Annotated in this window: 19 protein-coding genes; all 19 read left to right on the forward strand. The window is 38.9% G+C overall.

What is annotated here, in order from left to right; translation table 11 throughout:
* Nucleotides 1-14 precede the first annotated feature (14 nt).
* The 19 genes from codY to K8L98_RS11020 all read left to right on the forward strand — a co-directional run bounded on the left by codY (nucleotide 15) and on the right by K8L98_RS11020 (nucleotide 15,171).
* Nucleotides 15-794, forward strand: a complete 780-nt coding sequence (gene codY / locus K8L98_RS10930; RefSeq protein ID WP_223442314.1) for a GTP-sensing pleiotropic transcriptional regulator CodY — start codon at nucleotides 15-17, stop codon at nucleotides 792-794.
* A 284-nt stretch (nucleotides 795-1,078) separates the two neighbouring features.
* A complete protein-coding gene (flgB, locus tag K8L98_RS10935) occupies nucleotides 1,079-1,468 on the forward strand; it encodes a flagellar basal body rod protein FlgB (RefSeq protein ID WP_223442317.1) in 390 nt (129 codons plus the stop codon).
* 2 nt (nucleotides 1,469-1,470) lie between these two features.
* Nucleotides 1,471-1,923, forward strand: coding sequence for a flagellar basal body rod protein FlgC (gene flgC / locus K8L98_RS10940; RefSeq protein ID WP_223442319.1), 453 nt, complete (start codon nucleotides 1,471-1,473; stop codon nucleotides 1,921-1,923).
* A 12-nt stretch (nucleotides 1,924-1,935) separates the two neighbouring features.
* A complete protein-coding gene (gene fliE / locus K8L98_RS10945; RefSeq protein WP_223442321.1) occupies nucleotides 1,936-2,241 on the forward strand; it encodes a flagellar hook-basal body complex protein FliE in 306 nt (101 codons plus the stop codon).
* Nucleotides 2,242-2,322: 81 nt separating this feature from the next.
* Entirely contained in the window at nucleotides 2,323-3,915 is a 1,593-nt protein-coding gene (gene fliF / locus K8L98_RS10950) for a flagellar basal-body MS-ring/collar protein FliF (RefSeq protein ID WP_223442323.1), read from the forward strand.
* A 13-nt stretch (nucleotides 3,916-3,928) separates the two neighbouring features.
* A complete protein-coding gene (fliG, locus tag K8L98_RS10955) occupies nucleotides 3,929-4,948 on the forward strand; it encodes a flagellar motor switch protein FliG (protein ID WP_223442324.1) in 1,020 nt (339 codons plus the stop codon).
* Complete coding sequence (gene fliH / locus K8L98_RS10960) at nucleotides 4,941-5,699, forward strand: flagellar assembly protein FliH (RefSeq protein ID WP_223442325.1); 759 nt, start codon at nucleotides 4,941-4,943, stop codon at nucleotides 5,697-5,699. Before fliG ends, fliH begins: the two co-directional genes overlap by 8 nt.
* Nucleotides 5,700-5,706: 7 nt before the next feature.
* Nucleotides 5,707-7,029: a flagellar protein export ATPase FliI gene (fliI, locus tag K8L98_RS10965; protein WP_223442326.1), complete on the forward strand. Its 1,323-nt coding sequence runs from the start codon at nucleotides 5,707-5,709 to the stop codon at nucleotides 7,027-7,029.
* Nucleotides 7,026-7,469: a flagellar export protein FliJ gene (fliJ, locus tag K8L98_RS10970; protein WP_223442327.1), complete on the forward strand. Its 444-nt coding sequence runs from the start codon at nucleotides 7,026-7,028 to the stop codon at nucleotides 7,467-7,469. Before fliI ends, fliJ begins: the two co-directional genes overlap by 4 nt.
* Before the next feature lie 11 nt (nucleotides 7,470-7,480).
* The gene (locus tag K8L98_RS10975) at nucleotides 7,481-8,065 is read left to right on the forward strand and encodes a MotE family protein (protein WP_223442328.1); all 585 of its coding nucleotides are present in this window, start codon (nucleotides 7,481-7,483) and stop codon (nucleotides 8,063-8,065) included.
* A 32-nt stretch (nucleotides 8,066-8,097) separates the two neighbouring features.
* Nucleotides 8,098-10,134, forward strand: a complete 2,037-nt coding sequence (locus tag K8L98_RS10980) for a flagellar hook-length control protein FliK (RefSeq protein WP_223442329.1) — start codon at nucleotides 8,098-8,100, stop codon at nucleotides 10,132-10,134.
* A gap of 13 nt (nucleotides 10,135-10,147) precedes the next feature.
* A complete protein-coding gene (gene flgD / locus K8L98_RS10985) occupies nucleotides 10,148-10,585 on the forward strand; it encodes a flagellar hook assembly protein FlgD (RefSeq protein ID WP_223442330.1) in 438 nt (145 codons plus the stop codon).
* Between the two features lie 8 nt (nucleotides 10,586-10,593).
* Nucleotides 10,594-10,959: a TIGR02530 family flagellar biosynthesis protein gene (locus K8L98_RS10990; protein WP_223442332.1), complete on the forward strand. Its 366-nt coding sequence runs from the start codon at nucleotides 10,594-10,596 to the stop codon at nucleotides 10,957-10,959.
* An 83-nt stretch (nucleotides 10,960-11,042) separates the two neighbouring features.
* A complete protein-coding gene (gene flgG / locus K8L98_RS10995) occupies nucleotides 11,043-11,948 on the forward strand; it encodes a flagellar basal body rod protein FlgG (RefSeq protein ID WP_223442334.1) in 906 nt (301 codons plus the stop codon).
* A gap of 45 nt (nucleotides 11,949-11,993) precedes the next feature.
* Entirely contained in the window at nucleotides 11,994-12,215 is a 222-nt protein-coding gene (locus tag K8L98_RS11000) for a flagellar FlbD family protein (RefSeq protein ID WP_223442337.1), read from the forward strand.
* Nucleotides 12,208-12,639, forward strand: a complete 432-nt coding sequence (gene fliL / locus K8L98_RS11005; protein WP_223442340.1) for a flagellar basal body-associated protein FliL — start codon at nucleotides 12,208-12,210, stop codon at nucleotides 12,637-12,639. Before K8L98_RS11000 ends, fliL begins: the two co-directional genes overlap by 8 nt.
* Nucleotides 12,640-12,673: 34 nt before the next feature.
* Entirely contained in the window at nucleotides 12,674-13,672 is a 999-nt protein-coding gene (gene fliM, locus K8L98_RS11010) for a flagellar motor switch protein FliM (protein WP_223442343.1), read from the forward strand.
* Entirely contained in the window at nucleotides 13,665-14,786 is a 1,122-nt protein-coding gene (gene fliY, locus K8L98_RS11015) for a flagellar motor switch phosphatase FliY (protein ID WP_248287919.1), read from the forward strand. The genes fliM and fliY overlap by 8 nt, the downstream gene beginning before the upstream one ends.
* Nucleotides 14,787-14,808: 22 nt before the next feature.
* Nucleotides 14,809-15,171 carry a chemotaxis protein CheY gene (locus K8L98_RS11020; protein WP_223442346.1) on the forward strand — a complete coding sequence of 121 codons (363 nt, stop codon included), beginning with the start codon at nucleotides 14,809-14,811 and terminating at the stop codon, nucleotides 15,169-15,171.
* Nucleotides 15,172-15,174: the final 3 nt, after the last annotated feature.

Here is a 15,174-nt window from a genome sequence, read left to right on the forward strand (position 1 = left end):
GGAGGAACTTACCAATGGCTTTATTGCAAAAAACAAGAAAAATTAATGCTATGCTTCAGAAAGCAGCAGGAAAACCAGTTAATTTCAAAGAAATGTCGGAAACACTAAGTGATGTCATCGAGGCAAATATCTTCGTCGTAAGCCGCCGCGGCAAACTTTTGGGATTTGCCATCAATCAGCAGATCGAGAATGAACGTATGGTACAAATGCTTGAAGATCGTCAATTTCCTGAAGAATACACAAAGAATTTATTTAACGTCAATGAAACATCATCAAACCTTGATGTTTTCAGTGAGTATACAGCTTTCCCTGTTGAAAACCGCGACCTGTTCAAAAGCGGCTTGACTACAATTGTACCTATCATTGGAGGCGGAGAGCGTCTCGGAACACTTATCTTAGCTCGTCTGCAGGCTCAATTCGAGGATGATGATTTAATTCTTGCTGAGTATGGAGCTACAGTTGTCGGAATGGAAATTCTCCGTGAAAAAGCAGAAGAAATTGAAGACGAAGCAAGAAGCAAAGCAGTCGTTCAAATGGCAATCAGCTCTTTATCTTACAGTGAGCTAGAAGCAATTGAGCACATTTTTGAAGAATTAAACGGTAATGAAGGCTTGCTGGTTGCGAGTAAAATTGCTGATCGAGTAGGTATTACCCGTTCGGTTATCGTTAATGCATTACGTAAACTTGAGAGTGCTGGTGTTATTGAATCCCGTTCTCTTGGTATGAAAGGCACGTACATTAAAGTATTAAATGATAAATTCCTGCTTGAACTTGAAAAACTAAAAACAAATTAACAATACCTTTACAAAAAAGCACTTCTTTTGAAGTGCTTTTTTGTTTTGACTAGACAAAATGTTAATTTGAGTGTAAAAATCCCTATGACTATTAAATCACCGTGGAAAATAGTGTAAAAATACTAGGTAAAAAGTACTAAAATAAAAATAGATACAAATTCCGACCTTTTTTTACAAAACCTTCATAGACTTTAAGACTATTATTTCTTACAATTACAGTATAGATTTAACATAATTCGACAATATACCATTCGAAAGGTATAAGGCTTTTGTGAGGGGACTAAATGAAAATTTTTTCTGGAACAATTTATTCGCTTGAAAATGCTGTGAATCGATCTGCAGTTAAGCAAAAAGTAATTAGTCAAAATATTGCCAATGTAGATACTCCTAATTATAAATCGAAAGAAATTGACTTCAAACAGTCCTTAGATTCTGAAATGAGCAGACTTCTAGCTAAAAAGACTGATCATCGTCATGTTTCTTTCGAATCAGGACTAGAAACCTACTCGATTAAATCCAAAGCGAACACATCCTACCAGGCAAACGGCAATAATGTAGACGTAGATCGTGAAATGTCAGACTTGGCTGAAAATCAAATTTATTACAACGCACTTATCGACCGTTTAAGCAGTAAATTTAACTCGCTTAAAACGGTGATTAGAGGAGGAAGCTGATTATGAATATTTTCAGTCAGTTAAATACAACCGCTTCTGCTCTAACAGCACAGAGATTAAGAATGGATGTCATATCATCCAATATGGCAAATGCAGATACAACAAGAGCTGTCTTTGAAAATGGCGAATGGCAGCCCTATCGGCGTAAAACGGTCGTCACTGAGCCAAATGGAAATTCGTTTTTATCTCACTTACATAGAGCACAGGGTAAAGCGGCAAGTGACTTGTCTGGTGTAAAGGTCACAGAAATCAAGGAAGATCAAACTCCATTTAAACTCGTATTTGATCCAGAACACCCGGATGCAAATGATCAAGGATATGTAGAGCTGCCAAACGTTGATCCTTTAAAAGAAATGGTTGATTTAATGAGCAGCACACGGTCTTACGAGGCAAATGTAACAGTTTTTAACGCTTCTAAAGACATGCTGATGAAAACATTAGAATTAGGGAAGTAGGATTGAGAATAAATGATTAATGCCATATCACCCTTTCAGACGCAAAATGTTCAGGAGCGTCAAACTCACGGTGTTCAAACGAATAAACAATTTCATCAGACCGCCTTTTCCGATTTTTTAAAACAATCGATCAACGAAGTGAATTCTATGCAGGTAAAATCAGATCAAATGACCGCTGCATTAGCAGAAGGAAAAAATGTTCAATTGCAGGATGTCATGATAGCCGCTGAAAAGGCGAGTGTAACCATGCTTGCAACAATTGAAATCAGAAATAAAGCAGTAGAAGCATATCAGGAAATGATGAGAATGCAAATGTAATTTTAATATGTATAAAACTAGCGATGGATGCCGACTTCTCTATGCAGCATTCATGCCGTCATTATCGGGGGATTTCCAGGAATGAATCAGAAGTTAAATGAATTTAGAAACAAAATCGTACAGGTATGGTCTGAACGCACGAAAGCACAAAAGGGTTTTATCATAGGCGGATTCGCTGCTTTGCTTCTTTTTATTGGAATTGGATCTTATATGGCATCAAATCCCAACCTTGTAGCGCTTTATAAAGATCTATCACCCCAAGAGACTGGTCAAATAAAGGAAACCCTGGATGCTCAAGGGGTTCAATCAAAAATCGCAGATAATGGTGCAACAATATTGGTGCCCTCTGATATGGTTGACAATTTAAAAGTTGAGCTTGCAGCTGAAGGAATCCCGAACAGCGGTGTGATCGACTATTCGTTTTTTGGTCAAAATATTGGATTTGGGATGACAGATAACGAATTTGATGTTTTGAAGCTGAAAGCCACACAAACAGAACTTTCAAATTTAATGAAAGGCATTGAGGGAGTACATGACGCTAAGGTCATGATAAATCTTCCGAAAGAATCTGTTTTTGTTAATGAAGACAATGGCTCATCTACCGCCTCTATAGTCTTAAGCATGAAGCCCGGAATACAGCTTGATCAGACAAAGGTAAATGCCCTTTACCATCTCGTTTCAAAAAGTGTTCCTGGTCTATCTACAGATAATATCGTCATTATGGATCAAAATTTTGAGTATTTTGATTTGAAAAGTGATAAAAATATTCCTGTTGTTGAAAATATTTCCACTCAGCATGATCTGAAAACGCAAATTGAACGGGATATTCAGCGTCAAGTCCAAAAAATGCTCGGAACGATGATGGGGCAGGATAAAGTAGTTGTATCTGTAACTGCTGATTTAGACTTTACTCAGGAAAACAGAGAAGAAAACACCGTTGAGCCAGTTGATAAGGAAAATCTGGAAGGTCTTGCGGTAAGTGTAGAAAGAATTACGGAGACATATACAGGCGAAGGCACACCAGAAGGCGGCGTTACTGGAGCTGGAGAAGATGATGTACCTGGCTATGAAGCTGTCCAGGGTGAAGGTTCAGGGGATTATGAAAAAATAGAAGAAAGAATAAATAATGAAGTCAACCGTGTTAAGAAAGAAATCGTTGAAAGTCCATATAAGGTGCGTGATTTAGGAATTCAAGTCATGGTTGAACCTCCTTCTTCAGATGACCCAAATTCATTATCGGCAGAAAGTGTAAATGACATTGAACAGCTCCTTGGGACGATCATCCGTACTTCGATTAATAAGGATGAAACAGCAGAGCCGCTTACAGATGAACAGATAGAGGAGAAAATATCCGTTTCTGTACAACCGTTTGCAGGGAAAATGGACCAGTTGGATGAGACGAAATCATTTCTTCCGGTCTGGCTTTATGCGGCGGGTGGAATTCTCTTGCTGATCATTATTATCCTTTTGTTTTTATTATTTAGAAAAAAACGCAAAGCAGAAGACGAATATGAAGAAGAAGACATTTTTGTACAAGAGAAATTGATCCTGCCCGATGTAAATGATGAGCATGAAAGTGAGACATCTGTAAGGAGAAAACAATTAGAAAAAATGGCCAGAGAAAAACCGGAAGATTTTGCAAAACTGCTCAGATCCTGGCTTACGGAAGAATAGGAGGTTTTAAGTGATGGTAAGAAGAGCAAACAATGGAACACTTACTGGGAAGCAAAAAGCCGCCATCCTTCTGATTTCCCTTGGTCCGGATGTCGCTGCATCTGTTTATAAGCATCTATCAGAAGAGGAAATTGAAAGACTGACTCTTGAAATTTCAGGTGTCAGAAAAGTAGATTCTCAAAATAAAGAAGAAATCATTGAAGAATTTCATCAAATTGCGATGGCTCAGGAATTTATCTCTCAAGGAGGCATCTCTTACGCGAAACAGATTCTCGAAAAAGCTTTGGGACAAGATCGGGCATCAAACATCATTCACAGGCTGACTTCTTCACTGCAGGTGAAACCTTTTGATTTTGCAAGAAAAGCAGATCCTGCACAGATCTTTAATTTTATACAGGGGGAGCATCCCCAAACAATTGCCCTTATTTTATCTTATTTGGACCCCGTACAATCGGGCCAGATCTTATCGGGCTTGCCGCATGAGCAGCAGGCTGATATCGCAAGGCGCATCGCTAAAATGGACCGTACTTCGCCGGAAATTATCAATGAAGTGGAACAGATCCTTGAACGGAAATTATCATCATCTGTCACGCAGGATTATACACAAACAGGCGGCGTTGAAGCTGTAGTTGAAGTTCTTAACGGTGTAGACCGCAGTACAGAAAAGACCATTCTTGATTCTCTCGAAATACAAGATCCGGAACTTGCAGAGGAAATAAAAAAGAGAATGTTTGTATTTGAAGATATTGTGACACTTGACAGCAGAGCGATTCAGCGCGTCATCCGCGACGTGGAGAACGAGGACTTAATGCTTTCTCTGAAAGTTGCAAGCGAGGAAGTAAAAGAAGTTGTCTTTAAAAATATGTCTAAGAGAATGGCTGAAACATTTAGAGAAGAAATGGAGTTTATGGGTCCAGTCAGACTTCGTGATGTTGAAGAAGCTCAGTCGCGCATCGTTGCAGTTATACGCAAACTTGAAGACGCCGGTGAAATCGTAATCGCCCGTGGCGGAGGAGATGATATCATTGTCTAAATTGATTAAATCAGCCCATGCATTCCAGCAGGAAGAAGCAAAAAAATCAATTTTATTACAGACAATCGACTTCAGTCCTTCTTCAAATAAAAGAGAAAATCCAGAACTGTCAATGAAAGCAAAAGCATTTTTGCAGCAGGCAAGCGAGGAAGCTGAAACTCTTATTCAAAAAGCTAAAGCTGAAGCGCAAAACATCCGAATTAATATAGGGGCTGAGCAGCAGCATTGGAAGTCTGAGCGGGAGATGCAAAAAGAAGAAGCGAGACAAGAAGGATATCTTGCCGGTTTGAATGCCGGAAAAGAAGAAGGCTACATGCAATACATCTCCCATCTTGAAGAAGCGCGGGAAATTGTTCAGCAATCAAAGGAAGATTATATCGGCAAAATTGTTTCAGCTGAAGAAACGATCGTCAAGCTTGCTGTTAAATTGGCTGAGAAGCTGATTTTTATTGAAATGGAAGAACATCCGAAGTGGTTTTTGGATCTTGTTAAAAAAGCATTAAATGAAGTTCGCGAGTATCCTGAAATTAAAATTTTTGTTCATCCGATACATTATGGCCTTGTTTTAAAACAAAAAAATGAATTAGAGAATATGCTTATGTCTAAATCAGACTTGTTTATATTTCCTGATGATGCATTGCCAGAAGGAAGCTGTCAAATTGAGTCACCTTTTGGAAAGGTGGATGCAGGAATTGATGCACAGCTTCAGCAGCTGAAGCAGCAAATGCTTGAATTGGTTGGAGAGGAATGAGCACTTTTTGAAAGCAGAGGAGTTAATCTCGAGAATCGATACCCTGGATTCTTATAAAAGATATGGAAAAGTAACCAAAGTGATTGGACTGATGATTGAGTCAAGAGGCCCGGAAAGTTCAATCGGAGATTTATGCTATATCCATACAGGTTCCAATAAGGAATCAGCAATTCCGGCTGAAGTGGTTGGATTTAAAGGGGAAAACGTCCTATTGATGCCATTTGAGCATCTTTCACAGATTTCACCAGGCAGTATCGTGGAAGCCACAAAAGACTGTTTGAAAATAAAAGCAGGTTCTGGTTTGATCGGTCAAGTTGTAGATGCGTATGGCCATCCTCTAAATCTATCCCCTTTGCCTAAAGGTTTAACGCCAATATCTGTTGAACAAAGTCCTCCAAACCCTATGAGAAGACCTCCAATAAATGAACCGATGGAAGTAGGCGTTCGCGTAATTGACAGCCTGCTGACTGTGGGAAAAGGTCAGCGTGTAGGGATTTTTGCGGGAAGCGGCGTAGGGAAAAGTACACTCATGGGAATGATTGCAAGAAATACAAAGGCGGATCTGAATGTGATCGCTCTAATAGGAGAGCGCGGGCGCGAAGTCAGGGAATTTATTGAAAAGGATCTGGGAGAAGAAGGACTTAAACGTTCTATTGTAGTAGTGGCAACCTCAGATCAGCCGGCTTTAATGAGAATGAAAGCTTCATATACTGCTACAGCCATCGCTGAATATTTCCGGGATAAAGGCATGAATGTCATGTTCATGATGGATTCTGTTACAAGGGTTGCCATGGCACAAAGAGAGATAGGACTCGCAGTCGGCGAACCTCCAACAACCAAAGGCTATACCCCAAGTGTTTTTGCCGTCCTGCCCAAGCTATTAGAGCGGACAGGCACAAATGAGAAAGGAACCATTACTGCATTTTATACCGTGCTTGTAGATGGTGACGATATGAATGAGCCGATTGCGGATACTGTGCGTGGAATACTCGATGGACACATCGTGCTTGACCGCAGCCTGGCTAACAAAGGCCAGTTTCCGGCAGTCAACATATTGAAAAGCATAAGCAGGGTAATGAATCAAATTGTGTCTGATCAACAGAAAAAGAATGCAGCAAAACTGAGAGAATTACTTGCCACTTATATGAATTCTGAAGACTTGATTAATATTGGAGCTTACAAAAGAGGTTCAAACAGAGAGATAGATGATGCCATCCGATTTTATCCGAAGATTATTTCATTTTTAAAACAGGATGTGCACGATAAAATCACTTTTGCAGAGAGCGCAGCCTCATTAGAACGATTGATTGAAAAAGGTGAGAATGGGTGAAATATACATACCGGTTTCAAAAAGTGCTTGAATTAAAGGAAAATGAAAAAAAAAAGTCTCTTGAAGACTATAACCGTTCTGTTTCCGAGTTTGAAAAAGCCGCAGAAAAGCTGTATGACTGCCTGAGGAAAAAAGAGGTGCTCGAAGAGAGAACCGTAAGGCAGCTGAACACAGGCATGCCTGTACAGGAAATCCGTCATTTTCAGCAGTTTGTCACTAATTTAGAAAAAACAATTACCCATTATCAGCGGCTGGTCGTTGTGACAAGAGAAAACATGAATGAAAAACAGCTTGAGCTTACTGAAAAAAACATTGAAGTAAAGAAATATGAAAAAATGAAAGAAAAGCATTATGAAGTACATCTCGAACATGTGAAAACGTCAGAATCAAGGTTCATGGATGATCTCTCGATTCAAGCCTTTGCACTTCGGGGAAATTAGGTGAAAATACTGTGAAAAAAAATGAGAATGATTCAAGCAAGCTTCAATGGACATTTTTCGTAATTGTCATTCCATTCATATTTACTGTCACGTTTATTACGGTCATCTTAACAGTCGCAGGCGTTGATGTGGCAGGGAAAATGAAAGAAGCGATCTCGCATCTGCCGGGAACTGCAGATCAAACGAGCGTTCAAGAGAAAAAAAACAGCAAAAATGCAGATGCCTCCCCTGCAGCAGAGCTTGAGGAAGAAAATAAGCTTCAAAAAACCACCATTGAAAAACAGCAGCAGGAAATATCTGCCCTGGAAAATGACGCTGACCTTAAAGTGAGAGAAATTCAGCAGCTCAGCCAAGAAGTAAAGTCTCTCAAAGAACAGCTGCTTGGATCAGAAAACAAAGAAAAAGAAGGAAAAGATATCGCTAAACTTTATGAAAAAATGTCCAGCAAAAAAGCCGCTGAAATTATTCCGTTTTTATCAGATGAAGAGGCATTATTAATTTTAACTTCCATTAAAGATGATCAGCTTATTGCAGTGATGGAAAAAATGTCAGCTGAGGATGCTGCGAAATATACAAAAATGCTTGCTGAATCATAATCTAGATGAAAACTCTGAGAGGGGGTGAAAAAATGAAAATTCCATCTGCCTCATTTAGAGCTGTGCCACTTATGCAAACCAGCGTTGAAAGGAGCAGAAATTCAGCTTCTTTTCAAAAGTTCTTAGAACAAGAGCCGCTTATCTCCAAAAGTGTAAATTCCTTTTCAACCGATACTGCATTGCCTGATGCTGAAAAAATAGGGCTTGAATTTCAAAATCTAGAAGCCGGAATAATGAATGCCTTACAAGAAATTCCGTTAGATGAAGGTTTTTTTAAAGAAACACCCTTGACCAATGATAAAGTCAATGAATTATTGGAATTAGTAACTTTGGATGAAGCAAAAGCTGTTCAATCAATTCTCAGTGGTGCTGTATCTATGGAGAGTATTTTCACCCAGCTGGACGATAAGCCTGAAACAGTAAAAGTGCTGTCCATAATGGCTGGGGCAATTCAGCTGCCTGATACACGGGATAAAAAATATATAAAAGATGAAATAAGTGATTATATTTCACAAAAATACCCTGAACCTGCAGGAATCAAACTCTTTGAAAAAGCTTTACAGATTTTTTCGAATCATCAAGCTGGAAGTACTAAAATGAGTCAAGCAGAGCTTAATAGAAAAGTGATTGGGTATGATCTGGATAAAGATAAAGAGACAGACACAGACACAATCAAAGATTCTGTTTCTCTAATAGAAAAGATTATTACTCACGCTTTATCTCAGAGGGAACATGACATTGAGCACAGCAAAATTTATGAGTCAGATTCCCGCTTGACTTCAGCTGAAATCTTGCATGATGCCAATAAACTGCTGGAGAAATTGAATAGTGAACATGAATATCAAGCTTATAACACATCTATAAGCAAGCCATTATTCAATAATAAGTCTGATTTAGAAGATAGAAACGTTCAAACAGTATTAGCAGAAGTTCAAGATGCCGTGAGTGGCTGGGTGATGGATTCACACTCTATTTCCGGAAATGAATCCAATAAGGAAATTTCAAATGTGAAGATTTCTTTGGAAGCTGAAAAGCTGGTTTCATTAATTAGTGAGAAATTATCTTTGGCTGAACTGTCAGATGAAAGCATGAGATTATATGAAAAGATTTCATCTGCGATTAAGCCGCTTAAGGCATACTTTTCGGAAATGAATTCGAAAGAAGTCTTGCAAACTCCGCAGATGCTCGAATTAATAAAATCTCTAAACAAACAGAATCACATTAAAGGGACGACAGAATTAGGACTGAGCAGTGAATTGTTAGAAAGCAGACCACAGAACGATCAAGTGATTCATAAATTAGTACAATCAGCTGCGTCACTTTCCATTTCATCATTGCAGGATATACAAGCGTCAATCAAAAATGCAGAAAATATCCATCATCTTCAAGTGCAGCTGTCAAAACATTTATTAAGAATAATGACTGATGGTCAAGACATTGATAGTGATATGACAGCGGAAAGAAATGAAATTAATAGTGCCTTCTCTCATATTGACAGAGAGGTTCCAGAAACTTTAATGAATGAAATAAGACTGAAAACAAAAGTTGGTCAGAAAGCCTTTGGCCATAAAAGCTTGCTTATGGAAAATATTCTTCAATCAGACTTATTAAAAATGAATAATGAAATTTCTTCCTTAAAAGAAAAATCGTTACATTCTAATAATCAGCTGATTTTAAATCAGTTAACAGAGGTCTTTAAAAAGGCGAAAACGAACCTTGCCTCAAGCGGTTTATCTCATATGACAATAAGACTGTCTCCGGAACATTTAGGAATGCTCACAGTTAAGCTTCAGCAGCAGCATGGTGAAATGATTGCTAAAATTATCACTTCCACAAAGTCTGCGAAAGAACTTGTTGAACAAAGCATTCATCAACTGAAGCAGGCCCTGCCAACATTAAATATACAAGTAGACAAGTTTGAGGTGTACGGAGAACAGATAGAAACATCATTTAACCGCAGGCATGATGAAAATAACCAAAATCATTTTGAAGATGATAGACAAAAAGAAGAACTTGAAGACGAAACTGAAACAGATTCCTTTAAGGCTCACTTAAATATGCTGACGTAAAAGGAGATCTCTTATGACACAAAGTACAATAGACACGGGGCTGCTCTTATCATCGACTGCTGCTGAAAGATCTGGCGGAAAATCAAGTCTTGGCAAGGATGATTTCTTGAAGATTCTGATTGCACAGCTGCAAAATCAGGACCCTTTAAATCCGATGGAGGATAAAGAATTTATTTCTCAAATGGCAAGCTTCTCATCCCTTGAGCAAATGACCAATATGAATACACAGCTGAGCAACTTTGTTCAGGTTCAGCTGAATGATGGAATCTTAAAATATTCAGAAATGATCGGCAAACAAGTCGAATGGAGTACAGAAGACGGGGCAGCGGAAACAGGCATAGTTAAATCCATCAAACAATCTGGGGCTGATATTATCCTTGAAATGCAAAACGGTAAAGAGATACCGAGTGCATTAATTACAAAAGTAACAGCTCAGAACGCGGCAAGCTAACCCTTTCAATGAAAATCAGCCATTTAAATCAGCATCCTCTGTCTTTAATACCAAAAACACCAGATGTCAGACCAAGTCAAAAGCCGACGTTTCAGGGCCTGCTTAAAGATGAGAATTCTTCTATTAAAATAAGCAAACATGCCAAACAAAGAATGGCAGACCGCGGGATCGTGGTAGAGGAATCTCAATGGAGCAAAATGAAAGAAAAAATGTCTGAAGCAAGATCTAAAGGTGTTAACGATTCACTGGTTTTATTAGATCAGGCGGCATTCATCGTAAACGTTAAAAACAACACCGTCATTACAGCAATGAACCGAAATGAAGCGAAAGATCAAATTTTCACAAATATAAACGGAACCATCATCTTAAATTAAGCTGGCTGGACCTTTAAAGGAGGCCATTGCTGCGGACCGAGCGAAGCAGCAAACAAAATAGATCCAATAGGGAGAGAATCAATATGTTGCGTTCAATGTACTCAGGTGTAAGCGGTATGAAAAATTTCCAGACAAAGCTTGATGTGATCGGTAATAATATCGCAAACGTTAATACATACGGTTTCAAGAAAGGCCGTGTCACATATAAAGATCTAATAAACCAGCAGATTGCAGGTGCAAGTGCAGCGACTGATGCTGCAAGCGGCATGAATGCCAAGCAGGTAGGACTTGGTTCAGCACTAAGTTCGATTGATACGATTCACACAGCCGGTTCAAATCAGTCAACAGGCAGAACACTGGATCTTGCTTTAGCCGGAGATGGATTTTTTGTGGTTGGGACAATTCTAAATCCTGGAAGTGTTAATAATCAACCGAATCAAAATAACACTATTACAGGTTCAATAGATGGTGCAATGGATTTAAGCTATACGCGGTCTGGAAATTTCTATTTGGATGATAAAGGATTTTTAGTTACAGCAGATGGACAGTACCTAATCGGAAGAGCGGGAAATACTGCTTCTGCAGGGCTAATCCAAATTCCTCTTACTGCTAAAAGCTTCAATATAGGACCAGACGGAAGTGTAAGTTATGTTAATGCAAATGGAACTTTAGATGATGCTGGACAAATCATGGTAGCTAATTTTGCAAACGAAGGCGGTCTTGAAAAAGTCGGAGGGAATTTATACAAAGAATCCAGTAATTCAGGAACTATCGATCAAGGAACAGATGGTATTCAGCTAGGAGAACTAAGTGTTCCAGGCGAAGACGGCTCAGCCGCAATCATGGCAGGAATGCTTGAAATGTCAAACGTAGACCTTGCAGATGAATTCACAGAAATGATCGTAGCTCAGCGCGGTTTCCAGTCAAATACAAAAATTATTACGACTTCTGATGAAATTCTTCAGGAATTAATGAATTTAAAACGTTAAGTTAGGGGGCAGGGGGCTCATATCTATATATGACCCCCGCAGCATTTGATTTTATTAACTCGTTTGAATGGAAAGTCATTTACATTAAACGCGATTTACATAGAGCAGGTAGAGTCTTTTCCGGACACAACCATAACACTTACCAACGGGAAAAAATTTGTCGTAAAAGAATCAGAAACAGCGGTTTCATTATTAACCCGCAATTTTTATCGAGAAATTCATCTTTTACATGCATCAGGTTCTGCGGAGGTGAACGGACATGAATAAAAAATTATTAACCATCATGCTTGTCATCATTACATCCATTACGTTAATAGGCGTAATTGCATTAGTCATCGTTACAAATTTTATGGATACGGCAGAAGCAAAAGAAAAAGAGCCTTCCATCGATGAGGTCATCGAGTATTCCTTTGATCTTCCGGAAATTACGACTAATCTGGCAAGTGATAACATTGTCCGTTTGTCTTTTAAACTAGAAACGGACAGCAAGAAAGCGAAAGAAGAGCTTGAAAAAAGAGAATTTCAAGTCAGAGATATTATCATTTCAGAGCTTTCAAATATTCCTGCTGATGAATTAGATGGAAAAGAAGGCATGAACGCTTTTAAAGAGACTGTTAAGAAGCGCGCAAACGAATTGATGCAAAAAGGCAAAATTCAGAAGGTCTACACAACCTCCTATATCATTCAATAGTTTGGCATAAAACCTGCACAGGAGGTGTGAATGAATGCCAAGTGAAATTCTTTCTCAAAACGAAATAGATGCATTGCTTTCAGCTATTTCATCAGGTGAAATGGATGCTGAGGAATTAAAAAAAGAAGAAACAGAGCGCAAAGTGAAAGTTTACGATTTTAAAAGAGCACTCAGGTTTTCAAAAGATCAAATCAGAAGCTTAACGAGAATTCATGAGAACTTTGCTAGGCTGTTGACAACTTATTTTTCAGCTCAGCTTAGAACGTATGTCCAAATCAGCGTCGGATCTGTAGATCAGCTGCCGTATGAAGAGTTTATTCGCTCTATTCCGAAAATGACAGTGCTTAACGTATTTGAAGTGCGGCCATTAAACGGACGAATTTTAATGGAAGTTAATCCAAATATCGCTTATGCCATGATGGACAGGCTGATGGGCGGCCTTGGAACAGGCATAAACAAATCGGATCAATTAACGGAAATTGAAAGCAGAATTATGTCAAACCTGTTTGAAAAATCACTTGATAATTACAAAGAGGCATGGAGTTCCATTTATGATATAGAGCCAGTCATGAATAATCTTGAGGTCAATCCGCAGTTTCTGCAGATGGTTTCACCAAACGAAACGGTTGTGGTGATCTCACTGAATACACAGATTGGCGAAACGAGCGGCATGATTAATCTTTGTATTCCGCATGTCATCTTGGAACCGATTATTCCCCGTTTAAGTGTTCACTTTTGGATGCAGTCTGAGAGAAAGGAACCTAAGAAAAACGAAGTTGAAGCTCTGGAGCGGAAAATCCATTCTGCAGAGCTGCAGATCATTGCAGAACTGGGTATATCAGAGATCACTATTCAAGAATTTTTAGATATACAAGCGGGAGATGTTATTCAGCTTGAAAAAGCCATTGATCAGCCTTTGGTGATCAAAATTGGAGACAAACCTAAATTTTATGGTCAGCCTGGAAAACTAAAAAGAAAAGCAGCAGTGCAAGTAATTGGCCATTATCAGAGGGGGCACGAAGAAGGTGAGTAATGGGATGTTATCTCAGGATGAGATTGATGCTCTTTTAAAGGGCTCAGATTCAAGCGATAGAGAAGATTACACGATAGATACAGAAGATTATTTGGATGTAATGGAAAAAGATGCAATTGGAGAAATCGGCAATATATCATTCGGCAGTTCAGCAACAGCTCTATCAACATTGCTGCATCAAAAAGTGGAAATTACGACTCCAACCGTCTCAGTTGTGCAAAGACAAAGACTATCAGATGAGTTTCCACATCCTTATGTTGCAATTGAGGTGAATTATACCGAAGGGTTTATCGGCAGCAATTTACTTGTGATTAAACAAAGTGATGCGGCGATTATTGCAGACTTGATGATTGGCGGCAACGGAGAGATTACTGATTCATCACTGGATGAAATCATGATAAGCGCCGTTCAGGAAGCCATGAATCAAATGATGGGATCCGCTGCAACCTCAATGTCTACAATTTTTAACAAAAAAGTTGATATCTCTCCTCCTTCTATTGAGCTCCTGGATATAAAAGAAGGAGAAGGAACAGAAGCTTTTCCAAAAGATGATCTATTCTTAAAAGTAGCATTCAGGCTTAAAATTGGAAGTTTAATAGATTCAGAGATTATGCAGCTGCTGCCTTTGCAATTTGCAAAAGATCTAGTTGACGAACTGATGAACCCTAAGCAGCAAGCAGCAACAATAGAAGCTGTTAAAGAAGAAATCCGAAATGAACCTGCACCTTCTTATTCAGAGACTCAGCACAGTTATGCTTCACAGCCAGTTCAGAAAAGAGCGGAGAGGCCATCCGTTGATGTAAAGCCTGCAGAATTTTCATCTTTCGAACCTGTTCCAGCGTATCAAAATGAAATGAAAAACCTTGATATGCTGCTTGATATCCCTCTTCAGGTAACAGTTGAGCTTGGACGCACGAAGCGTTCGGTTAAAGAGATTTTAGAACTATCCTCCGGATCAATTATTGAATTGGATAAACTTGCAGGCGAACCTGTTGATATACTAATTAACAATAAAATTGTCGCGCAAGGGGAAGTAGTCGTTATCGAAGAAAATTTTGGAGTGCGGGTGACTGATATTTTAAGTCAGTCTGAGCGTTTAAATAAACTAAAGTAAATCAATCATGGGAGTGACTGAAATGGCACATAAAATAATGATCGTGGACGATGCGGCATTTATGAGAATGATGATTAAAGATATCTTAACAAAGAATGGATTTGAAGTCGTAGCTGAAGCTGCTGACGGTGCACAGGCTGTTGAGAAATATAAAGAGCACTTTCCAGACTTAGTAACCATGGATATTACTATGCCTGAGATGGATGGTATAACAGCTCTCAAAGAAATTAAAAAAATGAACGCTCATGCAAAAGTCATCATGTGTTCTGCTATGGGGCAGCAGGCAATGGTAATCGATGCGATTCAAGCCGGCGCAAAAGACTTTATCGTGAAGCCTTTTCAGGCAGACAGAGTGCTTGAAGCCATTAATAAAACATTAAGCTAAAAG

The organism is Metabacillus dongyingensis, assembly GCF_019933155.2.
Taxonomy (GTDB): Bacteria; Bacillota; Bacilli; order Bacillales; family Bacillaceae; genus Bacillus_P; species Bacillus_P dongyingensis.